Origin of the sequence: Pseudoalteromonas luteoviolacea, assembly GCF_001696455.1 — a bacterium.
Classification (GTDB): domain Bacteria; phylum Pseudomonadota; class Gammaproteobacteria; order Enterobacterales; family Alteromonadaceae; genus Pseudoalteromonas; species Pseudoalteromonas luteoviolacea_C.
The window spans coordinates 1-25,287 of the sequence record NZ_MAUJ01000019.1; the positions used below are offsets into that span (position 1 = coordinate 1).

At 43.3% G+C, this 25,287-nt stretch carries 23 protein-coding genes and 1 tRNA gene; 5 read left to right on the forward strand and 19 right to left on the reverse strand.

Annotated features, from left to right (window positions below):
* Positions 1 to 63: 63 nt before the first annotated feature.
* Together A7985_RS24495 and A7985_RS24500 are read left to right on the forward strand one after the other, a co-directional pair.
* Positions 64 to 139 (forward strand) — tRNA-Val (locus A7985_RS24495).
* A 147-nt stretch (positions 140 to 286) separates the two neighbouring features.
* Entirely contained in the window at positions 287 to 1,915 is a 1,629-nt protein-coding gene (locus A7985_RS24500; protein ID WP_065793027.1) for a response regulator, read from the forward strand.
* Between the two features lie 48 nt (positions 1,916 to 1,963).
* Here the strand turns inward: A7985_RS24500 and msrB are convergent, their stop codons facing one another.
* The 6 genes from msrB to A7985_RS24530 form a co-directional block, all read right to left on the reverse strand.
* Complete coding sequence (gene msrB, locus A7985_RS24505) at positions 1,964 to 2,416, reverse strand: peptide-methionine (R)-S-oxide reductase MsrB (protein WP_065793028.1); 453 nt, start codon at positions 2,414 to 2,416, stop codon at positions 1,964 to 1,966.
* Positions 2,417 to 2,720: 304 nt separating this feature from the next.
* Positions 2,721 to 3,194 (reverse strand): DUF2919 family protein, encoded by a 474-nt coding sequence (locus A7985_RS24510; RefSeq protein ID WP_065793060.1) that lies wholly within the window; start codon positions 3,192 to 3,194, stop codon positions 2,721 to 2,723.
* A gap of 37 nt (positions 3,195 to 3,231) precedes the next feature.
* The gene (ligA, locus tag A7985_RS24515) at positions 3,232 to 5,253 is read right to left on the reverse strand and encodes an NAD-dependent DNA ligase LigA (RefSeq protein ID WP_065793029.1); all 2,022 of its coding nucleotides are present in this window, start codon (positions 5,251 to 5,253) and stop codon (positions 3,232 to 3,234) included.
* A gap of 97 nt (positions 5,254 to 5,350) precedes the next feature.
* On the reverse strand, positions 5,351 to 6,067 hold the full coding sequence (zipA, locus tag A7985_RS24520) for a cell division protein ZipA (protein WP_065793030.1): 717 nt from the start codon (positions 6,065 to 6,067) through the stop codon (positions 5,351 to 5,353).
* A gap of 16 nt (positions 6,068 to 6,083) precedes the next feature.
* Complete coding sequence (locus A7985_RS24525; protein WP_065793031.1) at positions 6,084 to 9,473, reverse strand: chromosome segregation SMC family protein; 3,390 nt, start codon at positions 9,471 to 9,473, stop codon at positions 6,084 to 6,086.
* 46 nt (positions 9,474 to 9,519) lie between these two features.
* Positions 9,520 to 10,251 (reverse strand): TrmH family RNA methyltransferase, encoded by a 732-nt coding sequence (locus tag A7985_RS24530; RefSeq protein ID WP_065793032.1) that lies wholly within the window; start codon positions 10,249 to 10,251, stop codon positions 9,520 to 9,522.
* Between the two features lie 245 nt (positions 10,252 to 10,496).
* On the opposite strand from A7985_RS24530, the gene A7985_RS24535 reads away from it, so the two are divergent.
* The gene (locus tag A7985_RS24535; protein ID WP_065793033.1) at positions 10,497 to 10,790 is read left to right on the forward strand and encodes a hypothetical protein; all 294 of its coding nucleotides are present in this window, start codon (positions 10,497 to 10,499) and stop codon (positions 10,788 to 10,790) included.
* A gap of 62 nt (positions 10,791 to 10,852) precedes the next feature.
* On the opposite strand, the gene A7985_RS24540 is transcribed toward A7985_RS24535, so the two are convergent.
* Together A7985_RS24540 and A7985_RS24545 are read right to left on the reverse strand one after the other, a co-directional pair.
* Positions 10,853 to 11,446, reverse strand: a complete 594-nt coding sequence (locus A7985_RS24540) for a hypothetical protein (RefSeq protein WP_065793034.1) — start codon at positions 11,444 to 11,446, stop codon at positions 10,853 to 10,855.
* A gap of 52 nt (positions 11,447 to 11,498) precedes the next feature.
* Positions 11,499 to 11,771, reverse strand: a complete 273-nt coding sequence (locus tag A7985_RS24545; protein WP_065793035.1) for a hypothetical protein — start codon at positions 11,769 to 11,771, stop codon at positions 11,499 to 11,501.
* Between the two features lie 233 nt (positions 11,772 to 12,004).
* Here A7985_RS24545 and cysZ point away from each other — a divergent pair, with 233 nt between their 5' ends.
* Together cysZ and A7985_RS24555 are read left to right on the forward strand one after the other, a co-directional pair.
* Positions 12,005 to 12,730: a sulfate transporter CysZ gene (gene cysZ / locus A7985_RS24550; protein ID WP_065793036.1), complete on the forward strand. Its 726-nt coding sequence runs from the start codon at positions 12,005 to 12,007 to the stop codon at positions 12,728 to 12,730.
* A 63-nt stretch (positions 12,731 to 12,793) separates the two neighbouring features.
* The gene (locus tag A7985_RS24555) at positions 12,794 to 14,008 is read left to right on the forward strand and encodes a glycerophosphodiester phosphodiesterase family protein (RefSeq protein ID WP_065793037.1); all 1,215 of its coding nucleotides are present in this window, start codon (positions 12,794 to 12,796) and stop codon (positions 14,006 to 14,008) included.
* A gap of 60 nt (positions 14,009 to 14,068) precedes the next feature.
* Here A7985_RS24555 and A7985_RS24560 read toward each other — a convergent pair whose 3' ends face one another.
* The 11 genes from A7985_RS24560 to prfA all read right to left on the reverse strand — a co-directional run bounded on the left by A7985_RS24560 (position 14,069) and on the right by prfA (position 25,286).
* Positions 14,069 to 15,697: an FAD-binding protein gene (locus tag A7985_RS24560; protein WP_065793038.1), complete on the reverse strand. Its 1,629-nt coding sequence runs from the start codon at positions 15,695 to 15,697 to the stop codon at positions 14,069 to 14,071.
* A 301-nt stretch (positions 15,698 to 15,998) separates the two neighbouring features.
* Positions 15,999 to 17,084, reverse strand: a complete 1,086-nt coding sequence (gene rlmM / locus A7985_RS24565) for a 23S rRNA (cytidine(2498)-2'-O)-methyltransferase RlmM (protein ID WP_065793039.1) — start codon at positions 17,082 to 17,084, stop codon at positions 15,999 to 16,001.
* 16 nt (positions 17,085 to 17,100) lie between these two features.
* On the reverse strand, positions 17,101 to 17,469 hold the full coding sequence (locus A7985_RS24570; RefSeq protein ID WP_065793040.1) for a DUF423 domain-containing protein: 369 nt from the start codon (positions 17,467 to 17,469) through the stop codon (positions 17,101 to 17,103).
* The gene (locus A7985_RS24575) at positions 17,462 to 18,106 is read right to left on the reverse strand and encodes an alpha/beta family hydrolase (protein WP_256096852.1); all 645 of its coding nucleotides are present in this window, start codon (positions 18,104 to 18,106) and stop codon (positions 17,462 to 17,464) included. The genes A7985_RS24570 and A7985_RS24575 overlap by 8 nt, the downstream gene beginning before the upstream one ends.
* 10 nt (positions 18,107 to 18,116) lie before the next feature.
* Positions 18,117 to 19,010: a transcriptional regulator GcvA gene (locus tag A7985_RS24580; RefSeq protein ID WP_065793042.1), complete on the reverse strand. Its 894-nt coding sequence runs from the start codon at positions 19,008 to 19,010 to the stop codon at positions 18,117 to 18,119.
* Between the two features lie 97 nt (positions 19,011 to 19,107).
* Complete coding sequence (kdsA, locus tag A7985_RS24585; RefSeq protein ID WP_065793043.1) at positions 19,108 to 19,959, reverse strand: 3-deoxy-8-phosphooctulonate synthase; 852 nt, start codon at positions 19,957 to 19,959, stop codon at positions 19,108 to 19,110.
* Between the two features lie 458 nt (positions 19,960 to 20,417).
* A complete protein-coding gene (locus tag A7985_RS24590; protein WP_065793061.1) occupies positions 20,418 to 21,221 on the reverse strand; it encodes a tetratricopeptide repeat protein in 804 nt (267 codons plus the stop codon).
* A 139-nt stretch (positions 21,222 to 21,360) separates the two neighbouring features.
* Entirely contained in the window at positions 21,361 to 21,735 is a 375-nt protein-coding gene (locus A7985_RS24595) for a SirB2 family protein (protein ID WP_065793044.1), read from the reverse strand.
* 7 nt (positions 21,736 to 21,742) lie between these two features.
* On the reverse strand, positions 21,743 to 23,290 hold the full coding sequence (locus A7985_RS24600; RefSeq protein WP_065793045.1) for a DUF3369 domain-containing protein: 1,548 nt from the start codon (positions 23,288 to 23,290) through the stop codon (positions 21,743 to 21,745).
* 63 nt (positions 23,291 to 23,353) lie between these two features.
* Complete coding sequence (gene prmC / locus A7985_RS24605) at positions 23,354 to 24,211, reverse strand: peptide chain release factor N(5)-glutamine methyltransferase (protein WP_065793046.1); 858 nt, start codon at positions 24,209 to 24,211, stop codon at positions 23,354 to 23,356.
* Positions 24,201 to 25,286, reverse strand: coding sequence for a peptide chain release factor 1 (prfA, locus tag A7985_RS24610; RefSeq protein ID WP_065793047.1), 1,086 nt, complete (start codon positions 25,284 to 25,286; stop codon positions 24,201 to 24,203). Before prfA ends, prmC begins: the two co-directional genes overlap by 11 nt.
* Position 25,287 lies beyond the last annotated feature (1 nt).

Here is a 25,287-nt window from a genome sequence, read left to right on the forward strand (position 1 = left end):
CAGTACAACCCACCAATTAAAATCCGCTATGCGGTTGGATATAAATCCACTAAATCTATATTTGGGTTGTTAGCTCAGTTGGGAGAGCATCGCCCTTACAAGGCGAGGGTCACTGGTTCAAGTCCAGTACAACCCACCATTCTACTTTCATCTCTAGAAAAAATTTCCAGATGTTTAATTCAAGTCGGTTATTTCTTGTTGCGCATGTCATCTTTAGACGAACTGTTTTAAAACTTAGAAGAAACGACTAGACTAAAAACATTGGGAGCAATTCATTTAGATCAATATGCCAGTTCAACCATTTGTTAATTCAAAAATTTTAATTGTGGAAGAACAACCTCTGGCGCTTAGTTATTTAAAACAATCGCTGGAACGCTTGGCTTATCGCAATGTATTTATTGCAGAATCTGCTGCAGTTGCTAAAGAGAGCTGTCAGACAAATAAATTCGAACTTATCATCTGCTCTTTTGATTTAAGTAAGCGCCAAAACGGCTATCAGCTTTACGAAGAACTTTTGAAAAAGCGCTTAATCAAACGCTGTACTGGATTTATTTTCACCTCAGCAGAGACCAGCCCAGAACTCGTACATAGTGTCGTAGAACTTCAGCCTGACGATTTTCTTGTTAAACCTTTTACGATGAAAGATCTCAAAACTCGTATTGAAAGGATCCTAAAAAGAAAACAAGGCCTCAGAAAAATCTATACGCTCATAGATGACGAGAACTATTCTAAAGCGCTAAAATTTATTAATAGTGAGCTTGACGGCCAACAGCAAACCTATTCCGTTATGTTGCTAAAGCTCAAGGGGGAAACGCTACTTAAGTTGAAACGCTTTGATGAAGCAAAACAGTTTTATAAATCAGCTCTAGAATTACAAAAGTTCACTTGGGCAAAGTTAGGATTAGTAGAAGCACTCATTGCAAATAATGAGGATTTGACAGCACAAAAGTTTCTAAAAGGATTAATCGAAAAAAGCGAAACGCGACTTGCTGCATTGGATTTACTCGGACGCCTAGAAATTAAGCTTAATCAATTTGAACACGCCCAAAAAGCACTGCACGAAGCTTCACAAATTGCTCCCCGAAACTTATCCCGACAGAAGTCTCTGAGTACCGTAGCGATGATCAATCATGATTATGAGTGCAGTTATAATGCGCAAAAAGAAATCGCCAGCTTTGCACGTTACTCAATTCACGATAGCCCCGAAGTATACCTAAATGCTGCAAGGGCTGGAATCGACTTTGCATTGGCGACAGATCAGCATGAGCAGATCCAAAAGATCACCCGACAAACTCAGCAATATTTAACGGATCTAAAAAAGCAATTCCCAAATGCGATTAATCAAACGCAAGTGGATGTGCTTAACGCGCGAATGCACTATTTAAAAGATGAGCATAAGAAAGCACGCCACCTTATGGAGCAGCTTGAAGACGAGCCGGTGATCCGCTCAGTAGACGCGGCACTGGACAAAGCCAAAGCATTCCATGAGCTGGGTTTCCAACATAAAGCACAAGCGTTGTTTGGGCAAATCATAGATCATTGTGAACGCCATCAAGCTCAAGAAGATCCCGTTATGATGCGCTACTTACATCAGCAACATGATGAACGTAAAGACATTACAATGGGCCCCAAAGAGCTCAATAATCACGCAGTAAAACAGTTCAACAAAGGAGAGCTTGATGTCGCCTTGGAAGCCTTTTCTCAAGCGTTTAGAGTTATGCCTAAAAATGCGAGCATTGCCCTAAATTTATTACAGTGTTTAACCGATGCGACAGGCAAAAAGGGCATTACTTTCAACACCAATTTAGCCAAAAAGTGTTTAAAGGTATTACAAGACGCGGATCTCGACTCCGAGCAACTCACTCGTTTCGATAAGTTACTTGCGCAAATGAAGGAAATGGGACTCGCCCATTAGATAAATAATGTTGAGCAAAGGGGGCACATTACAGCCCCTCATCCAGTATTAACTGACTGTTTCTTGTTTCACCATCGCCAGTGCATTAACGCAGTATCTCAATCCGCTTGGTTTAGGCCCATCGGGAAAGACATGTCCTAAATGTGCGTCACAGACATTGCAAACAATTTCAACACGAGCCATACCATGCGAGTCATCTAAAATATAGGCTATGGCGCTGGGGTCAGCTGGCTGTGTGAATGAAGGCCAGCCTGAGCCACTTTCGAACTTTTCATGCGCATCAAAAAGTAACTCACCGCAGCAAGCACATTCATATTGCCCAGGCTCAAACAAGCTGCATGATTGCGAACTAAATGGTCTTTCAGTGCCTTTGTTTCGAGTAATATGAAACACAGAAGGCTCTAACAAAGCTTGCCATTGCATCATACTCTTTTCAACCCTTCGTGGTGGTGTAGGGTTGCCCTCGTTGGCTAGTTTGAGGATATCTTGCCAAATTAACATGTTGATATTCCTAGTAATATATTTTTGTTAATGTTTTCAGCTAATAACACTATTTCGCCTCTCTCGATGTACGGATACACCTTACACTAACTTCATGACATATCTAGGTTCACACAATACCAGTTCCTATAAAATTAACAACTGGTATACATTCGATGAGCTTTAACAAAAAGTCGTCGAAAAGTTCGTGACTTCTCATCAAGTAAAAATAAGTTAGCTCGCCTCTTAACCCGTCACAGTTTACGTCCACGAGAACGACAAAACCCTACTTTACATTTAGGCTTTTGGCCGCTTTTGCGTCAAGCTATTTGGCCTCTGGTTCAGGCCAATCACTAAAAAAACACGTTAAGTAACGGCTATTTATTAGGTACAAAATTACCCAAGAAACCAATACGATCTGACTCGCTAGATAAAATGAAAATTGGTAGTGGCCATTTGCAGCCTGCATTAAAAGCCAACCTAAATCAAGAAATGCAGCAATTAACAAAGGCCAGCGCATGTACCCCCATAACTCCCCCCAACGAGCAGCACTACTCGGGCGGCGCATTGAAAATACCAACGCGGGGATCAGCGCAATAGCAGCAATTCCAATAGCAACAAAGAAGTTACTTTTAGAGGGAAAGAACAAACTCATAATATCTAAGTCAGGGCGCCAGGTGAGCGCCGACATCAGCCAAATTAAAAAAGGGCGTAATAGGACAATTAAGGTCAAATTAAAGCCTATCGGTGTTCGATATACACCGTACTTGTCCCAATACTCTGGTCCAAAACGACCTATTAATTTACTCACTGCGCCCCCGTGTGTTTAGTTCAGCTTAACCTTGATGCTGTTCAAATAAGGCTATTAGTGCTGCTTCATCTAATATATCAATGCCCAGATCTTGCGCTTTAGTCAGCTTAGAACCCGCTTTCTCGCCAGCAATCAGTGCATCAGTATTCTTCGATACACTTCCAGCTACTTTTGCACCTAACGCCTGAAGACGTGCCTTGGCATCATTTCGATTCAACTCACTCATCGTGCCCGTTAATACATACGTTAACCCAGCCAATGGTTGAGCTTGCTCAGAAGGTGCTTCAATTTCTGGCCAGTGAATCCCAACTTCTAACAACTCAGATACCACTGTTTGGTTATGTGGCTCTTTGAAAAACGCACCAATATGATGAGCGACAACCACACCTACATCACTTACTTCCTGTAAACTCTCAATGGAGGCATCCATCACATTTTCAAGGGTTAGGTAATGATTTGCTAAATTTTGTGCGGTCGCCTCCCCAACTTCACGTATACCCAGCGCGTATAAAAACTTCGCTAGCGTTGTTTTTTTGCCAGCTTCTAATGCATTCACTAAGTTTTTAGCGGACTTTGGTCCCATACGCTCCAATGATTCAAAATGTCCTTGACGCAGTTTAAAAAGTTCAGCAGGTGTCTTGATCAGTTCTCTGTCCACCAGCTGCTCAACTATTTTGTCACCTAGGCCATCAATATCGAGTGCTTTACGTGAAGAAAAGTGCTTGATTGCCTCTTTTCGTTGAGCCTGACAAACTAACCCACCTGTACATCGCGCAACAGCTTCCCCCTCTACACGCTCTACATGAGAGTCACAAACGGGACATGTATCTGGAAATTCGATCTCTCGCGTGTCATCGGGACGTTTATCTAAAATAACTTGTGTGATCTGTGGGATCACATCCCCTGCACGACGAATGATCACATGATCCTTTACTTTGATGCCTAAGCGATCTATTTCATCTTGATTGTGAAGCGTTGCATTCGAGACTGTCACTCCTCCCACAAAAACGGGCTCAAGTCGAGCGACGGGTGTGATCGCACCAGTACGCCCTACTTGGAATTCAACATCCAATAGTTGAGTAACTTCTTCCTGGGCTGGAAACTTATAGGCAATCGCCCAACGTGGTGCACGTGCCACAAACCCAAGCTGTGACTGTTGCTGTTTGTTATCGACTTTAATAACCACGCCATCTATTTCATAGCTCAGATCGTCGCGACGAGTGAGAATATCTTGGTAATAAGCAATCGCCTGCGCTGCCCCTGCCACCCTGCGGGTTTCTGGGCACATAGGTAAGCCCCACTGTTTCAATTGCTCTAACTGACCGAAATGCGTGATATCCAGTTCAGCCCCTTCAATCGTCCCCATTGAGTAGGCGTAAAACATCAAAGGCCTTTGCGCGGTGATTTTTGAATCTAGCTGTCTCAAACTACCCGCAGCCGCATTACGTGGGTTTGCGAAAGTCTTTTCATCTTTAGCTAAAGCAACCTCATTAAGGCGATCAAAGCCAGCCTTATCCATAAATACTTCACCACGTACTTCTACCTCTACAGGGATATTTTCCCCTCTTAGGCGCAGTGGTATATTGCGTATCGTTTTCACATTCTCAGTAATGTTTTCACCGACTTGGCCATCTCCACGGGTTGCAGCTTGTACTAACACTCCATTTCTATACAAGATGGACACCGCCAAACCATCTAGCTTAGGTTCACAACAAAAGCTCAATTCTTGGCTTTCTAACAAGCGCTCTTTTATGCGGCGATTAAATGCATTAAATTCATCTTCATCGAATGCATTGTCGAGCGATAACATCGGAACCTTGTGCGTAACTTGTTCAAACTTGCTAAGCGCCACTCCACCAACTTTTTGAGAAGGAGAATCAACACTTAGAAGCGCTGGGTGCTGCGTTTCTAAGTCTACCAGTTCGCGCATTAACCTATCGTATTCAGCATCGGGGACTGACGGCATATCTAAAACATAATATTTATAATTATGATCTTCTAATTGCGCCTTTAATTCATTGATTCTATTACTGATAGATTCGGACATTTCAACCTCTTAATAACACAAAAGCCACCGGCTATTACCAGTGGCTCATTTTATCTTTTGCTTTTGTCCATTGCAGGTCAAAAAGCATAACTACACGTTATGCGGCAAACTCACGCACTTTTTCAACATATGCCCTGATGGTATCCACCGTCAGTGGTTCGCGCGCGCTATCGAGTACTTGTGCGCCAAACTCGTCTGAGAGTTTTTTAGCTGCACCATGTAACATATTAAATGCCGCCATACTATCGCCTTCACAAGGCAATGTCATAAACAGGCTCACTCCAGCAGTGCTAAACTGCTCCATGTTGTCGATATCAAACGTACCTGGGTTATACATATTCACTAAACGGAAAAGTACCGGTCCATTGCCAGAAGACTCTAAATGGCGGTTAAAAAACCCTTCTTCTGAATATTTAAAGCCTAAGCTAAGTACACTTGGAAGCAGCTTCGAGCCGGCCATCGTAAGCCCTTCAGGCATTTGAATATGCAAGATAATAAAATCTTGAGGTTCAGGAGCAGACCCCTGCGCAGGCTCTGATGTGGAGTTCGTTTCTGATGCCTCATGTTGCTCATCAACAGAATCATGTAAAACAGGCTCTTTTATTGTGGCTTTAGGTTCTTCTTCTACTGCCGTAAAGCTCATATCATTAAGTTCTGGTTCTGATGTTTTCACATCATCCATCGGTGCTGGCACATCCTGTTTACTACCATCTTTATCTTCTTTTTTTCTAACAGACCATAACCCATGAATCAGTAATCCACCTATGATCAACGCACTGATCACGATTAATGCCCATCTTAACTCTGTGGCCATTGTTCACCTTTACTTATTATGTATGTGCCATCTGCACTGCTTGTTCTATGTCCACGGCAACTACACGAGAAACACCTGGTTCCGCCATAGTCACCCCCGTCAGCCTTGCGGCCATCTCCATCGCCACTTTATTATGGCTTATATAAATAAATTGTACCGCTTGTGACATCTCTTCTACTAGGCGACAAAAACGCCCAACATTCGCATCATCCAGCGGTGCATCTACCTCATCCAACATACAAAACGGCGCTGGATTTAATCTAAAGATAGAAAATACCAATGATAATGCGGTCAACGCTTTTTCTCCACCACTTAGCAGATGAATTGTCGAGTTTTTCTTCCCCGGTGGTCTTGCCATTATAGTAACACCACTTTCCAACAAATCATCACTCGTGAGTTCTAAATACGCACTACCCCCACCAAAAACTTTGGGAAATAGCTCACTAAGCGAGCTATTCACTTCATCAAACGTTGCCCTAAACCGTGTTTTGGTTTCTCTATCAATTTTACGGATGGCATTTTCAAGTGTCTCAAGAGCCGCGGTTAGATCATTGAGCTGCTCATCAAGATATTGTTTGCGAGCTGACGCTTCATCAAACTCTTCAATGGCCGCTAGGTTGACCGCACCCAATAGCGATAACTTTTGCCCCGTCGCTGTTAATTTGCTTTGGTAAACGCCCTGAGTCATGTCTTTGTCTAAGGTGGCTTGAACCCCTTTTAAAGTCTGCTTTAACTCAAGAAGCGGCTCGAGCGCGGATTGCGCTTTGACGACCAAACTTTGCTCTTGCAATTGCAGCTGTTGCTTTTGTTCCTTCAATTTTAGACTTTGTGCTTGTGAATCTTGCACTGATAATTGTTTTTCGCTGAGCTGCTGCTTGGCATCTTTTACCTCTAACTCTAACCCTTCCAACTGTGACTTTTGTGCTTGATGCTCGCCTATTAAGGTTTGAATTTGCGTTTTAATTTCTTTCGTTGGTGCTTCTAATTGGGTTAACTGCGCTTTGTTAGCGTTCAGAGATGTTTCACATTGCGCTAAGCTATGTTGTAAATGTGCCGACTTTGTAGCGCTAAGTTGCTGCGTGCTTTGTGCTTGCTGCAAAGTCAATTTGGCTTGGTGCACACGTTCTTGAAGTTGGTTTTTGCGAAGCTGTATATGGCTATATTCTCGTTTATGCTTTTCCACCGCATCTTTACAAACAGCTGCTTGCTTTTGTAATGTCTCAGTCTGCTCTGCTTGCTGTTCATGTTGAACAACCAATACTTCACGTTCTTCTTCGTACCGAACTAAAGTGTTTTCAACATCTTTTAATTCACTGACCAATTGCTCGGACTGTTGTGTCCATTGCACATGCTGTTGCTGTAAGACTTCGATGCGACTCTTATTACCAGCAATATCTTGCGCAATGCGATGAATATCTTGTCTATTAATTTCAACTTGTGTCACAAGCTCAGCGTGAATTTCTTTGAGCTCAGTCAAGCGCCCTTCGGTCTGACTCGCTAATTGTTCTAGTTCAGGTATCGCGTTCGATAGCGCTTCAAGTCTGGCATATTTGGCAAGCTCGCAATTTTCATTATTGCTCGGCTCAGTTATAAAGTTTTCACCGTATAGCTCACCTAAGTCGTCAATCGCCAAGAAAAACTGAGCACATGGCACAAACTGGCGAGACTGACCAAGCCATTTGACGTGGTTTAAAAAACTTGGATATACACCAGAGTCAATCAAATTTGCGACACTTTCAGGATGAGGCGTAAGCTCTGAGGGCCACACGCCTCCTTGTTCACTTTGCTCCGTTAAATGCAGCTCTGTAATGCTAAGCAATGCCCGTTCAACGACCTGTGTATGCGTTGAGTTTACTTTTAACTGACTCAGAAAGCGTTGGTTCTTTTCAGGTTCTGTCGACCCCAGTAAACCTGATAACATGTCCCTTTCCGTGGTTTGCTCCAATAGCTGTTGCTTCTGTGTTAATAGCTCATTGTCGTATGCTTTAACTTGTCGCTCTGATGCCGCTACTTTCTCCACCAGTTTTTGCGAATGGCTTTGTAACAAAGCCATCTCTTTGACCATTGCCTGTTGCTTAGATTGTTCTTGAGATAACGTCTCTGCACTGCTGTGCGCCATCAAAGCAGATTGCTTGTCAGTTAACCCTTTTCGCTTTTCTTGTTGATGCGAGTACGCTTGCTCCAATTGCTGCAACTTGCTACTTTCATGACTTAGGGCCGTATGCGCTTCACTTAATTTTAATTGCGCTAACTCTAACTGATGTTCAATGTGCTCGGTTTTTTCGTGAGCCTCTTCATATAGCGCAGTCACTTCATCTAGCTCAGCTTCGCATATCGCCACAGCCTGCGCGGCACTATCACATTGTTGTTGATGTGTTTCACTTGCGTGTTGCTGCTCATTTAGAAGTTGCTGTGCACTTTCAAGTTCTTGCCCAAGCTTACTTTGTGACTCAATGAGTTCTTGGCGTTTTTCACCTAAGTGTATTTTTTGTTGTTCTGCACGAGTAAGCTCGGTATGCGTTTTATGCAGCGACTGCTGTGCGACGGTTAATGCATCAGTTAGGTGCACCACTTGTTGCTCAAAGCTCGCTATCACATCGTTCTGTCCGCCATGGGCTTGCTCTAAGAAGTTTAGCTTTTCATCCAGCTTACCAATTTCAGCGACTTTTTGTTGAAGCTTGTCATTAAAGTCACGCCACTTTAGTACCGCAAGCTGCCCTTTGAGTGTTCGCTCTTGCGCTTTTAAATCTTTATATTTGCGCGCCGACTCTGCCTGCTTGGCTAACCTGTCGAGCTGAGATTGCAGCTCTTGGCGCATATCGAGTAAACGCTCCAAGTTATCACGTGTACTTTTGATACGTGTTTGTGTCTCTTTTCTACGCTCTTTGTATTTGGATACGCCCGCCGCTTCCTCTAAAAATACGCGCAGTTCATGAGGCTTACTTTCAATAAGGCGCGAGATCATACCCTGCTCAATAATGGCGTAACTGCGCGGCCCTAAGCCGGTGCCCAAAAAAATATCGGTGATATCACGGCGACGACATTTACTTCCGTTGAGGTAATACAGAGATTGACCATCTCTAGTAACCAAACGTTTTATCGCAATCTGATTTCTATCAGCCAGCGACCCAGGTAGCGTCCCTTGTGTGTTATCAAACATGAGCTCAACAGAAGCTTGAGAAATGGCTTTTCGATGTGTAGAACCGTTAAAAATAACATCTGTCATGGCATCACCACGCAGATTTTTGGCCGAGCTTTCACCCAGTACCCAGCGCACCGCATCTATTACATTTGATTTGCCACACCCATTAGGGCCAACAACACAGGTCATTTGATCTGGGAATGGGATCTTAGTCGGGTCTACAAAGGACTTAAAACCAGCCAGTTTAATGTGACTTAAGCGCATAGCGAGTATTTCTTATAAAACCAGAAATTGTCTGCAGTATCCACTGCTATACTGAGCGACGTATGTTATCAAGAATGATACCTGTCGCCATCGCCACATTGAGTGATTCAGCGCCACCAAAAGCGGGAATAGTGATCGGTTGGTTTATATATTGGCGTAAGTGAGCGCTTATTCCATGGGACTCACTGCCCATAACCAATACACCCTTTTGGCTAAATTGGGTTTGGTGCACACTCCGGCCATCTAAGTAAGCGCCATATATTGCACCTTGATAGTGACTTAGAAAGTGCGCGAGGTCTGTACGGACGACATTAACGCGTGCAAACGAGCCCATCGTTGCACTGATCACTTTTGGGTTGAGATGATCTGCGCAGTCTTCACTCACGACAACTTGCTTGAGCCCATACCAGTCTGCAACGCGAATAATCGTGCCTAAGTTACCTGGATCCGATACGCCATCCAGTGCCAACACCAAGTCGCTTTTATCAATACTTTGTTGCTCAGGGATCGGGACTATCGCTATAGCAGCATTATTACTAACTAAAGTACTGACCTTGCTGAGCGATTGCTCGTCACATTCAGTGACTTTGCAATTTTTTAATTCATTTTGGTGAGAACCGATAAATTGAGGTGTGGCAAAAATTTGCTGTACTTCAATTTGAGCCGTAAGAAGCTCTAGTACATTTTTTTCACCTTGTACCAAGTAAAGGCCGTGTTGCTTACGGTATTTCTTTTGCGCCAGCGCTCTAACTAGTTTTTGTTGGTTTTTAGACAGCATACTCACCTCATTTGGTTAAGGAGCGAAGTATATACAGAATCAAGCATAAAAGGCAGTGCAATTACGTATAACGCAACGTCTATACAGAGCAAATGAAATCATTGTCTCTGCTTTGATTACTTTGCAGACATGTGGATATACGATTACAATGGCAACCAATAGAGCATCTAAACTCCTGCCATATTGAGTTAAAAGCTTTATAACCCAATGTAATTCGCCTATTTTTAACTATCTGAGACGCAGTTATGTCCCCAGAGCTAAACATAATCATACTCAATGCCGCTATTTTATTGATAGCGTATTTCCTAATTTATCCCAAATATGCCGGTAATGATTTTAGAAAAATCTCGCTTCAGGACTTTATCGCATCGGTGGTGTCATTGAGCATCGTTGGGTCGGTATATTTTGGCTCGGGCGCTGAGTTTAGCTTAATTTTATTCAACGTAACTTGGGCTTGGTTCACCCTTATCACCTTTACCTTAATCGAGCTCCCACTATTTTATTGGTATGCCAAACGCCATAACGTTAAGCTGCCTTAATCACTAAAAAAGGCATCATAAAGATGCCTTGGCTTTAATTTACATTAACTTTGGGGGAACTGTTACATTTCTCTATGGTGCAGCACGCTTTCTACGACATCTTTAAATGCACTGCTAGGCTTAAGCCCAGTAATAGTGCGGCTACTGCTTTTCACCATATCGATAAAATCAAAATAACCAACAGCATGCTCTTGTTGGCCGGTCACTAATAAATAGGCGAGTCCATCTTCTTCCATCGTCGCCATGATATCGCCCACTCTCGCATTCAATACTTGAGCAGTCGAAATCTGACGAAGTGCCGATAACGGAGCCATGACATCACTGACAGTCAACTCATTGCGGGTACACCCCAAGGCCTGTGCTTTTGCCAGAATGAAGCGACTGCCCAATTGCGCCATAGAAATAAAGCCCAGGGCCTGGCCACTCACATCAATGACAAGTGCTGTTGCTTGGTGAGTTTTATCTAAAACCAACAAAACTTCATCAATGGTGGCATGTTGGTCAACCTCAGTGGTTGGTAAAGGGTGTAAAAATTGTTCTGCTGGTAATTGCTCTTGTACTTCATTGGCAGCAATATCAGCCATTAAATTTGAATTTGTTTTTGCAACGGTATTGTTATTTACCGCATTTGTTTCAAGCGCACGATAATAGCTCATGGTTCACCTCAATCACGATTATTAAATAAAGAAAATTTAAAACTAAGCGTGTTTAATGTGTGGGTGGTGCGCGGATTTGCTTGGTAAGTGTGGAGTTGGATTGAACGATAAAGCGTGTGACAAGATTGCACTCAGCACAAGCAGCGTCACGACTAGAGGCGTCTATCGTTAAAGCATCATCAAGGTCGACATCTAAAAACTGAACATCAATATCAGCTAAGACTTCAACAACCTGCTGTCTTTCATCAGCCGCATTAGCGCCCGCCGCCGTTACACAAAGTAACGTCGCAAAGCTCAATGCAAACAGCACATGAAAGATACGCATAGTCAATGATTCTCCAATTAGGTCTACAAATTAGTGTATGGACTCACTTGCCTGTTTACAAGAGGGGTCCCCAAACTATTTACCCAGTAGAATTGTAAGAGAGTGTGACATTACTCCCCTAATATCTGAATTTGCTATGTTTTATTTGCAATGATGCAGATCAAAAAATCCCTACGCTAATTTTCAGAAGCGATTATAATAGACAGCAACTGTTCCTAATTTGGAGTTTACCTATGCAATTAACCAAAGGGATGGAGTATTTCATTGCTGGATTTTCCATGCTGGGTCAAAAAGGACTTAAGCGCTTTGTTTTTATTCCACTACTAATCAACATTGTGTTATTTGGTAGCTCGCTATTTTTTCTTTTTGATTGGCTTACACAAGGTTTCGACTTCTTAAGATCAATGTTGCCGAGTATTTTGAGCTGGTTAGAGTGGGTATTATGGCCTTTGGCCATTGTAATTATTCTGTTTAGCTACAGCATGGTATTTACGATGATCACAAACTTTATCGCGGCACCATTTAACGGACTATTGTCAGAAAAAGTTGAAATGCACCTTACTGGTCAGAAAATTAACGATGATGGTTTTGCCGACGTCCTAAAAGATGTGCCTCGCATGATCGGTCGGGAATGGACAAAACTCAAATACTATTTACCACGTGCTTTTATTTTTTTCTTGATGCTCTGGTTCCTTCCCGTTTTTGGTCAAATTCTCTGGGTATTGTTTACCTGCTGGATGTACAACGTGCAATACAACGATTATCCATTTGATAACCATAAGATCAGTTTCAATCAAATGAAACAAGAGCTGAAAGGTCAACAAGGCCTGTCTTACGGTTTTGGCTTTGCAGTATTTGTGCTCACTGCTATCCCATTTGTAAACTTAATCGTGATGCCTGCGGCGGTATGTGGTGCAACCAAACTTTGGGTTGAAAACTACCGTAATAACTATCGCTAAGCACTCATATAAACGTCACAATTCATACCGATAATAGCTAAAAAAAAACCATACTAGGACGTTATGAAAACTTTAGCTAAAATCGTTATCAGCACGGCACTGCTTAGCAGTGCCTATGCTAATGCCACTGCACAGCTTGGCCCTCGCCCCTTTTATTTATTGGATCAGATGGCACCAAGCGCACTAAAAACTAAACTCTCTCGATGTGTAAACCGCCCCTTTTTTAAGAGCGACTTTTCTATCGGCCACCGAGGTGCACCGACACAATTCCCAGAGCACACAAAAGAATCCTACATTGCAGCTGCAAAAATGGGCGCGGGTGTTCTAGAATGTGACGTCACTTTCACCAAAGACAAAGAACTTGTTTGTCGCCACGCTCAATGCGATTTGCATACTAGCACCGATATATTACTGAGACCCGAGCTTGCAGCAAAATGCTCTCAGCCATTTACACCTGCGGATCCTGAAACTGGTACACCTGCAAGCGTACAATGCTGTGCATCAGATTTAACCTTAGAAGAGTTCAAACAGCTCAAAGGTAAAATGGACGGTGCAAACGTCAATGCAACAACAGTAGAAGAATATGTTAAAGGCACGGCAAACTGGCGCACAGACCTATATTCAGCAACAGGTACACTGATGAGCCATGCTGAGAGTATAGAGTTGTTCAAGTCGTTGCGTGTTAAAATGACGCCTGAACTAAAAGCACCTCAAGTGCCTATGCCCTATGAAGGGATGACTCAACAAGATTACGCACAAAAAATGATTGATGAATACAGAGCTGCTCGCGTCCCTGCACACAGAGTACTGCCACAATCATTCAACATTGAAGACGTGCAGTACTGGCGCCACAATACCCGATATGGACGAAAAGGGGTTTATCTTGACGGACGATATGACGACCCTAAGTTTGATCCAAGTAATCCACACACATGGCAGCCATCGATGGAAGACATCAAAGCCAGTGGTGTGAATATCATAGCGCCGCCTCTTTGGGTGTTACTCACACTCGACGATGAAGGCAAGATTGTACCTTCTGAATATGCACGCGCTGCTAAAAACGCTAACCTCAAAATCATTACTTGGACACTCGAGCGCTCCGGCCTTATCTCCCAAGGTGGTGGCTGGTACTATCAAGGGATCAGTGACGCTATCAAAACAGAAGGTGATGTTTATACGGTCTTAGATGTACTAGCGAGACAAGTAGGCGTAAAGGGCGTCTTCAGTGATTGGCCAGCAACAACTACTTTTTATGCTAACTGCATGAACCGTTACTAACCCCTGATATGCACATAATGATGCGCAACATAGTGCGCATCATTACTTGTGTTAGAACAACTAGATCTCTATAGACTGAGCATGATTCAAGCGATTGTGTGGGTCTAACAAACGCTTCACTTGCTGCAATCTAGGGTAGTTTTCTTTGTAGTAAAGATACTGCCAGTTTTGAATATCTGTATCAGCATAATTGACATAACAGCCATCCATTGTACCGTCTGGCACCGGCCCCGATTTCCCATACATTTTTTCGTATAGACTGTTTATCCAGCCAAGGTGATAAGGGTCTTGATTCGCGTCAAACCAATACGTTTGATACTGTAGTTTCATTACTGAGCTTCGATGGGATACCGCAGTATCAGTTGATGACAGAGCGTTGATCTGACCACCATATGAATTGATTTGAAGCATACCGCTGGGACTCAAGTAGTCCCCGTTTCTCAGTTCATCCCATAAAATACGCAGTTGTGACTCTGGAAATGACGTGTTCATATACGCGGATTTGTTTTTCCCTCGTGCGCCAATCAATGGCCCTGCAACATATTGCGTCCCATACCACCAAGGTAGACTAAAATAGCTCCCCGGCGGAGTCGGCCTTGGCGGCGCGTCTTCTTGACTCTGCAAACCAATATGATCCGAGGTGCGCAAACCCATTTTAGCGGTTGCTAATTGTGCTGATGAGAATACTGCATCAAGAAATTCATCTATTAAACTGGGGTCCCCGCTGTTGAATAGCTGCATTCGGATATCCCCTGAACCACCTACCGAATTGGGCAAGACCAATACTGAGTTCAACGGATTAAAGCGACTCTCAGGGCCATTATTTTTTGTCCAAAAATCACCGTAATTTTTGAGCAATGCTGCAAATTGCGTGTAATCCAAGCTGGCCCACGGGACCGATATTTCTTGCGCATGAACAAAGGCAGGGACATCTGGTAAATCTTTAAAATAGTATTTGGTCACAATCCCAAAATTTCCACCGCCCCCACCTTGGTGCGCCCACACGATTTCATCTGCTTGCGCCGATTGGCCTTTGAAGTACGTCCTTGGATAATTTGCTTGCCCTCCCCATTCATTGAACGAAACAAGCTCTACCCCCACCAAGTAGTCACTAGACAGTCCGTACTGACGCGAATGGACACCAAAACCGCCGCCACAAACGTGCCCACCAATGCCGACACCAAAACATGAGCCAGCAGGAATGATTTTACCAAATTCTTTAAACAAGGTTTTATAGGTATGGCCTAGATTGGCGCCCGCTTCCACCACATAAAAATCCCCCTCTTTGTATATGCGGTCCATATTACTGATATCAATTACGACACCATTATCATTATTGACGAACCCTTCATAGCAATGCCCACCAGCACGAACAGTGATCCGCTTTCCTTGTGCGATTGCATCGCGGGCTGCCATATAAACTTCATGGGCCGAACTGCAAGCGCCAATATAGGTTGGCTGACTTAAAAACCGCATATTAGAACCAAGCAGCATCGAAATATATCGAGGGTCATTACCATATACTTTGTGATATTGGCCATATTCTCCTCGCGCCTGTGCCGATGTCGAATTTAGTGCCAACGGCGCAGCGCCAATGGCGCCCCCAACCGCTAACGACTTTTTCAAAAAGCTACGACGAGAGGTCTGCTCGCTTAACTGTGACGATTTACCTTTATCATTGTTATCCATAGTACTTTCCTTACATGTTATTGTTATCAACCACATAGCTCCGGCCACCAGCCAATTTCGGCACGGTGATATACGTGGTTTTCCAATGTAGCAACAAACAGAACGAAAGCTGTATATAAATTAGACTAAAGGATAACTGGCGATGGAAATACTCTGTTGAAATATTATTATTTTCAATGGGCTATAGAGTCAGTGTGCACTTACTCAAACATGTATCAAAATATTTCTTGAGCGTAAAAAGGGGTGAGAAATAAAACCTGCTGGATATTTGAAACCTCCTCCCTGAGGCTTTACCATATAGTTAACTATACAAATTTTGCGGTACTTTCATTACCTGAATATGTACCGTTACTTCTTCGCGGTCATGGTACAGATGTTTGGCCTGTAACTTGTAACCCACATTGTAATGCGCAAGTTCGTCGTCGATTAATTGCAAGCATTCATAAACGCTATCAAAGCGCTTTTTCATGGGAAGTTTGAGGTTAAAGATTAATTCTTTAGCAAAGCCGTTAACTATCCAATCAATCATTAACTGAGTGACTTTACTTGGCTTTTCAACCATGTCACACACAAGCCAATCTATGTTGCGCTTTTCTGGGCGGTATTTAAACCCATCTTCGCGAAAATGCTTTACTTGCCCGGTTTCCATCAATTTGTCATTCATTGGACCATTATCGATGGCAGCAACAAACATGCCTCGTCTAACGAGTTGATAAGTCCAACCACCAGGGCATGCGCCAAGATCGACCCCTCGCATACCCGGGCGAGCGCGCTCTTCTGCTTGCTCCTTAGTTAAAAACACATTGAACGCTTCATCAAGTTTCAACGTTGAACGACTCGGTCCATCCGCTGGCATTTTGAGACGTGGGATCCCCATGAAAAATGGCGAGTTATTATCACTAAAAGAAAAACCCACAAACGCAGTGTCATTAGCTAAAAACAACACATGTAATACTGGCTTTTGTGGCTTTACATTGCGTGTTAGCTTATTTTGTTTTTCCAGTGACTTCGCCAGTGGCGTCGAGATTTTTTTACAAAACTTAGAAAGCTCTTTGCCCTCGTTGGTATCAGGCGTCTCAACTCTGAGATCGCCACACAACGGAAAGTCAGCAACACATTGCTTTATCTCACCAACGCGGTCTTCTAGTGGCATTTTAGATAACAGCGTGCCAGCAAACCACTGCCTTGCAAATACTAAACTTTTGAAATCGATTTGTTTGAGCAGTCTCTCAGCATCCTCGTTTGCAAAGCACTCAAAAGAAACAAATCCCGTATTGGGCTTTGCTTTTACATAACCTGCTACCCCTTGTAGCTGAGCATGATGATTGATTTCAGCGGCTGCGTCGTTTTCAAACCCACTGCGACAATAAATTACAACACTCGACATTTAAAATGATCCCAAATTAAAATGACTGCTTAGCTGATTTATAAATTATTACCAGCCAGCCAAAAATAAAACACATTCCACCAATTGGCGTGATTGGGCCTAACCATTTAGCACTGGTCAGTGCCAACAAATATAGACTGCCACTAAATAGCAAGATACCGACGATAAATAAGTAGCCAGCCCACCTCATTTGCATACCCCATTTTAGCAAAAACGCCACCGCAATTATCGCTAAACCGTGCGTCATCTGGTATTCGGCTGCAGTTTTAAATATACCTACCGCATAGTCACTGACGTGATTTTTCAATCCATGCGCTGCAAACGCCCCTAATGCGACTGACAACATACAAAAAGCACTGCCAATGATTAAAAATAGCTTAGCCATGGCATATGCCTTGAATAAATTGAAGTGTACTATTCACAGCCTCTTGCCGGTTCTGTTGCTCGGTAAAGCCACTTGCCTTACGAGGCTTTAACGAATGATCCCCATCAGGAAGCCAAACAAAGTGCGGGGTCATGTCGAAAGACAAATCTGAAATTTCACTCTTAGTACCAAACGTATCTCTTTCACCTTGCAAGACTAAAAAAGGACATGGGATATCGCCAAAGTGTTCTACTCTCAACTTGTCTGGTTTACCCGGTGGGTGGAATGGATAACCAAATGCAATTACGCCACACACTGGCGATTGCGTCTCACATGCCAGCATAGATGCCATTCGTCCCCCCATTGACTTACCACCAATGAATAACGGCAGGTCAGTATCTATTTGAGATAGTACCTGCTGATAACGATTTAACAATTTAGGCGCTCTATCTGGCGGACGTTTTTTATTTTGTGCTTTGGCTGTTTCCATGTACTCGAAATCAAACAAAGCGACATTGATTCCTGCCAATGACAGCTTTTTAGCCATATCCTGCATAAAGTCCGAATCACTCCCGGCCCCAGCACCATGTGCAAAGACAAATTGCGCAATCGGAGATTTAGCCTCAAACCATTGTATTGCGACGGTTTCTGTCATCATAACCTTCTTTTTATATCTGCTCTTGCTCTACCATTGAGAGCATCCAGTCCTTAAACGAGACTATTTTGCCCAGTTCAGCTTGAGACTCTCGACACACCAAATAGTATGCATTTTTACTTTCCAAACTATGACTAAACGGAATGACTAATCGGCCGGCGTCTAAATCAGGCTTTGCCAACACACTATTTCCAAGCGCAACACCTTGACCGTGAACAGCGGCTTGCAACACCATTGAAGAGTGGCTAAAGATAGGGCCTGTATTCGCAGGGACATTTCGTACACCAGCCGTTTTTAACCAAGCTTTCCAAGAGCGGCGCGACGTGTCATGTAATAAGTTATGGTTGGCAAGATCATTGGGGCTGTTAAGCGGCTTAGGGCCATTTAACAATAATGGACTACACAATGGCACCAAATATTCAGTATGTAGCTTATGGGTTTGCACACCATTCCAGTTGCCTCGACCATAGTAAATGGCCACATCTACATCATCCGTTAGTGAGTTCTCATCTAAATCTTGCGCTTTAATACGCACATCGATATCAGGGAACAACTCATTAAACTTACTTAGCCTTGGTACCAACCACTGGATCGCAAAACTTGGTGTCAGACTCACCGTTAAGGAACCTTTAGCGCCTCTCGCAAGTAGCTTCTCCGTTGCGTCAATTAACTGAGAAAAAATATCTTTAATGTCTAAAAAATAGCCCTGCCCTTCTTCTGTGAGCAACAACGAGCGATTTTTTCGTAAGAAAAGCTTTAGGCCTAAATGCTCTTCTAGTGTTTTTATTTGATGGCTTATTGCTGCTTGTGTAACAAACAACTCTTCAGCAGCTTTAGTAAAACTTAGGTGCCTAGCAGCAGCTTCAAACGCTTTTAAAGCATTCAGCGGTGGTAACCTTCTCGACATAGCAGGACGCCTTTACATGTTTTTAAAGTCGGGGTTTTAATATGAGCTGAAGCGTAACTTCTCGTTTTTTGAAATTACGCTGTGCTTTTTATACAGCTTAAAGGCTGGCACTTGTATCTAAAGGCTCAAAGCTTTTTACCAGCTCATCTACTGCTTTCATTTGCGTCAAATACCCTTCCAGCTTTGCCAAAGGTAGCGCACATGGGCCATCGCATTTAGCAACGTTTGGATCTGGGTGCGCCTCAATGAACAGGCCAGCTAGACCAAGCGCCATGCCACTGCGCGCTAATTCAGCAGCTTGAGCACGACGACCATCGGCTGAGTCCGCTCGACCTCCTGGGCGTTGTAATGCGTGAGTTGCATCAAAAATAACAGGGGCCATATGCTTCATGTCATCCATACCAAGCATGTCGACAACCAAGTTATTGTAACCAAAGCTGCTACCGCGCTCACATAGAATCACCTGATCATTACCAGCTTCATTTAGTTTTTTAATGATGTGGCGCATTTCGTGAGGAGCCAAGAATTGTGGTTTTTTTACATTGATAACAGCACCCGTTTTCGCCATTGCAACAACTAAGTCTGTCTGTCTAGCCAAGAATGCAGGTAATTGAATTACATCCGCAACCTCTGCCACAGGTGCCGCTTGGAAAGGTTCATGTACATCAGTAATCACTGGTACGTTAAAGGTGCGTTTAATCTCTTCAAAGATCTTTAGCCCTTCTTCCATGCCAGGGCCACGATATGAATTGATTGAAGAGCGATTCGCTTTATCAAATGATGCCTTGAATACATAGGGAATATTCAACTTTGAAGTCACTTCAACATAGTGTTCCGCAATTTGCATCGCTAAATCTCTCGACTCCAAAACATTCATGCCACCAAATAGAACAAATGGCTTATCGTTAGCAACTTCGGTTGTACCAACTTTTATTATTTGTGTATTCATATTCAATTCCAAATTTAACTACATGTGCTGAAAAGCTTTATCGCTTCATCCAGCATATTGTGTATACGTTCAGCAAGGTTTAGCTCTTTTTCATAACAGCTTGTCCATAACGCAATTAAACCGTGCCAACACTTGAATTTTTAATTATATCTTAAACTTATGGTAATAAATTGGTGGGATACTAAGTTTAGGCTGAGCATTTTTTGAGTCTAAAATACCGTGAAAATATAAGCCTTAATAGGATCTGCATAATATCAGCAAATCCACAAACCGTATTATCATGAACATCGTTCATTCACACTTTGGCCATATACGTACATAACACACTTTATCGCCGATAATATTACCACCCTTTAGAGGATATAATCTAACGGCGACTTTGACTACTCACTGATAGTCGATATATGAGCTCAAAATATCACTTTTTGCTTATTTGGTACGTATGTTCAGCGATTGAATTAATGCAAAATATTATTGTGATCTGTCAGCTCTTCTATTTGGCTTTGAATGATGTCAATTGTCGGGTCATCTGGACATTCATCGACAAAATATTGCAGATCATCCTTCGCCATTTTAGGACAGTTCAACTGGTTTAGAAGGTAACCACGGTCACGTCGTTCATATGGGTCATCACCTAACAGCTCCATTAGCAGCTCAACACAGCTCAATGCGTGACTAAACTTTTCAGCAGCTATAAACGACCACTTTTGCTGCGCTAAGTAAAGTTTGAAAGCCTCATCGCCTATGATTAGCTCCATGGGTTCTTGCTCTTTCTCTTCACCATTTTCAGGGGAGATATACCAAGATTGCTGCCCAGAGCTAGGATCTATGATGTAACCTTCTTCACTACTTAAAGCTACATGCACCATGACCTCATTTTGCAGAAGTGCAATTGTGGCATTAAACCCAGCGCGCTCCAGCAAGTGAGCTAATAGTAAGGCAAGTGCGGTGCTAGTTCCGCTGCGCATTTTGAGCACATAACTTATGTTATTGAGCAAATATTCAGGCACTTTTTGGCCTGTGCCACTAAATAACCATTGGGTGTAAAAGGTATCTAACAGTAAGTCAACGCGCTTGTGCAAATCCTTTTCTTTTACACTCATTTCTTCGATAGCTAGCTCAAGCTCGGCAAGCAAACACAGAGTTTGCTCAGTATCAGCCTGCGCATCCCAACGTTGCTCAGCGTATATACTTCGCAACAATGCAGGAACCGAATAATTCATGCCTAACTCTTGTTGTTCATCAAACCAGGTATCTGTCATAGACTGTACTGCTAACCCACGTGTAAATAATAAGGACGTAGTGTAACATTTTTTGGGGCATTCCCAAGTGCTATTTTTGGCAGGCGTTGTGTGAACTTCACACGCAAAGCCCACACAGTACTGTATGCCTTAAGAGGGGTTATAAAATAAAGGCGCTTTTCGTTCCTGCTAGATAGCCTATTGCAGCAATAATGATGGTAGCACCAAGCAGTGCACATATTTGCTTCGTCTTTTGCTTAGATTTTGCAATCACCAACCCCAGCCCAATATAGCCAAATACCAAAATTATTTTTTCCATTAGCCACGGTTGAGTGGAAGGTGTTAACCCAGCCATTACAGCAAGGTAAACCGCAGATATGAGCAATAAGGTATCAGTGCCATGGCTTGCGATAAATACCGCTTTTTTGCTGGCGATTTTGCCCGACACTAAGCGGGATATTGAACGCGTGTAAAATAGCGTAACACTCAGTAGTGCAAACGCCATATGCGTGTGCTTTAAAGCAATGTAATCCACATTAACCTCATAATTTATCAGGGAAGCGAGTTAGGATTGCTTCCAAATCTTCAATGATGTCGTTAAACACAGCAACCAATTTGGGGTCGAAATGCTTGCCGCTTTGATTGTTTATTTCTTCGACCACTTCAGGTAAATCCCATGCTTCTTTATAACAGCGACGATGTCTCAAAGCATCGTAGACATCTGCCAACGCGACGATACGGCCGAAAATATGAATTTCTTCAGCTTTTGCACCTTTTGGATACCCTGTGCCATCCCACTTCTCATGGTGATCTCTAGCAATTAACGCCCCAGCATTAACAATTTCTCTTCTTGAATCACGGAGCAGCTGATAGCCTTTTTTAGCATGTGTTTGCATTACCTGCCACTCATCATCATCTAACTTGGCCGGTTTGTTCAAGATAGCATCAGGAATACCCACCTTGCCAACATCATGAAGTGGAGAGGCAATTCTCACCAGATCTGCTTCTCGGTTGCTTAAACCATACCCCACAGCAAGCGCATGGCAAATATGCGCGACTCGCTTTACATGATTACCGGAATCAGTAGAGCGCATTTCTAACGCTTCACTTAAGCGATAAACCAGCTCTTGTTGTGTATCCTCAATCTCGGCTTGTAGTTGCACATTTTCATATGCTAACTGAACGTTTTGCGAGAAGATTTCAATTAAGTGCTTTTGAGTATCCGTCAAGAACTCCGGGATACCAGAGACAAACAGCATAGAAGCATGGTTGTACTCACTTGAACAATAAGAGAACAAATAGTTATCTTTGTAGACTATGGTTTTCTCGATCAATGCTTTTTTACAAGCCTGATACTGCTCTTCGTTAAGCACATCTTCTATCGGCTTGCCTTCACACTTCTCAAACTCACCACGCCCCGTAAAGACGATTAACGCTTCTCCGTTAGAGTCTGGTTCATTGCTTGCAACCAATGACGTAGCGTACATTGCCTCATCAACCGTACCCAGTAACGACGTAAGCTGTTGCATCACACCTTCAATAAACTGCTCTATTGAGTGTGTGGCGAAAATATCCCTTGATGCAGTAATGATCTTTTCTAGGCCTTGACGAGACTGGTCGATGGAGAGTATGTCACGGTATGAGCGCAAGCTAGACATCACTACGGTAAATAGCTTTTGCGCTGTCAGTTCTGTTTTTGATTTGTAGTCATTGATGTCGTAGTTAACGATGACTTGACGCTCAGGAGCCTGGCCAGGTTGACCAGTACGCAAAATAATACGTATGTTATTGTTCTTGGCAGTTTCACGGATATACTGTGCGACTTTTAATCCCGCGTCATCTGTTTCCATCACAACATCGAGTAACACGATAGCTGCGTCGGGGTGTTCCATGACAACTTGTTTGGCTTCTTCCCCTGAATAAGCACTCAAAAACTCAAGCTTCTTCTTTTGAAATTCAAAGTCGCTCAGAGCAAGTTTAGTTACTGCGTGCACTTCGGGCTCATCGTCAACTATTATTACTTTCCAACTGCCACTTTGTTCAGTTTCAGTGACATCGGTCGGCTCATCTGAAAACAAAAAATCATCCATATAGAGTCCTTAACGCTTGTTTCGACGCTCGCTAATTTAAAAATTTTTACTGCATTCTATGCATCATTGTAACTTTTGTGCCAATGTTACTCTGTCACAGCCTGCCATATCTTTTATTGTAAGTATATTGCCATACCCCATTTGTGCAAAAATCTCTTGCACACCCACACCTTGATCGTAACCATGCTCTACCATGATATACCCGCCAATCATCAGGTAGTCGAGCGCATTTTTAGCAATATGGCGTATGTCCGCATAGCCTTGTTCAGGAGCGACGAGTGCCGAAAGCGGCTCGAAACGAACATCACCTTGTGACAAATGAACATCGTTTTCTTCTATATACGGAGGGTTGCTCACAATCAGATCAAAGCGCTGCTTTGGTACATTGGTAAACCAGTCACTTTGTAAAATCGTTGCATTAGTAATGTCTAGCCGCTGCTGATTTTTCTTCGCGAGCAAGACTGCATCATCAGAGTAATCAACTGCCCATAACTGCCATTTAGGCATTTCTGACGCCAAGGACAATGCAATGGCCCCAGTCCCTGTTCCTAAGTCGAGAACTTTGGCATCGTTAGGTATCTCGAGTGCCAATGCTTGCTCGACAAGCGTCTCAGTATCTGGGCGCGGGATCAGGGTGCTGTTATTAACGTAGAAAGGTAAGCTCCAAAACTCTCGCTCACCAGTCAAGTGCGCAACAGGAAGGCCTTCACAGCGCTTTTCAAGCAACTCTTTATACTTTGCGTAATGTTGTTCAGATAACACTTCTTCTGGCCAAGTGAACAGATAACTACGTGGTCTATCTAACACATGAAGTAGTAAAACTTCAGCATCGAGTTTTGGGGAGTCGGAGAGGTTGGCGAGTAATTTTGTAGCCCAAGCTAGTGCTTGGGCATTCGACGGGCAGGTCACGTTAATCGTCACCCATTGCCGCCAACAGATCTGCTTGGTGTTCAAGCAGTAAAGGATCAATAATCGCCCCAAGTTCACCACTGACCACTTCATTTAGTCGATACAAGGTTAAATTTATACGATGGTCCGTTATACGGCCTTGTGGGTAGTTGTATGTACGGATACGCTCTGAACGATCTCCACTACCTACGAGGTTGCGACGCTCACTTGCTTCCGCAGCTTGACGCTTTTCATCTTCCGCTTGCTGTAATCGAGCACCGAGTACTGAAAGTGCTTTGGCACGGTTCTTATGCTGCGAACGCTCATCCTGACATTCAACAACGACACCTGTTGGAATGTGTGTAATACGAATGGCAGAATCTGTTTTGTTAACGTGCTGACCACCGGCTCCCGATGCTCTGAAGGTATCAACCTTAAGATCAGAAGGGTTTATTTCGATGGCTTCCGCTTCTGGGATTTCAGCCATCACCGCAACGGTACATGCGGATGTATGTACACGGCCTTGCGATTCAGTTTCAGGTACACGTTGCACACGGTGCGCGCCTGATTCAAACTTCAGTTTGCCGTACACGCCATCACCTTTAATATTGGCAATGACTTCTTTATAACCGCCATGTTCGCCTTCATTTGCACTGACAATTTCAACTTGCCACTTCTGTGTTTCAGCGTAACGGCTGTACATTCTGAATAGGTCCCCGGCAAAAATCGCCGCTTCGTCACCACCAGTACCTGCACGCACTTCAAGGTAAACGTTATTATCGTCTTTAGGATCCTTCGGTAACATGAGTACTTGTAACTGATCTTCAAGCTCTGAAATGGCAGCTTTGGCTTCTTTATACTCTTCTTGCGCCATTTCACGCATATCTGGATCAGAGTCTTTAAGCATTTCTTCTGCGGTAGCAACGTCTTCTTGTGCTTGCTGATACGCCGTAAACGTTTTCACGACATCTTCTAACTCTGAGTATTCTTTAGAAAGTGCACGAAATCGATTCTGATCGCCAATCACTTCTGGATCGCCCAGCATCGCCTCTACTTCTTCATGACGTTCAACTAAGCTTTCTAACTTACGATAGACAGACTCTTTCATC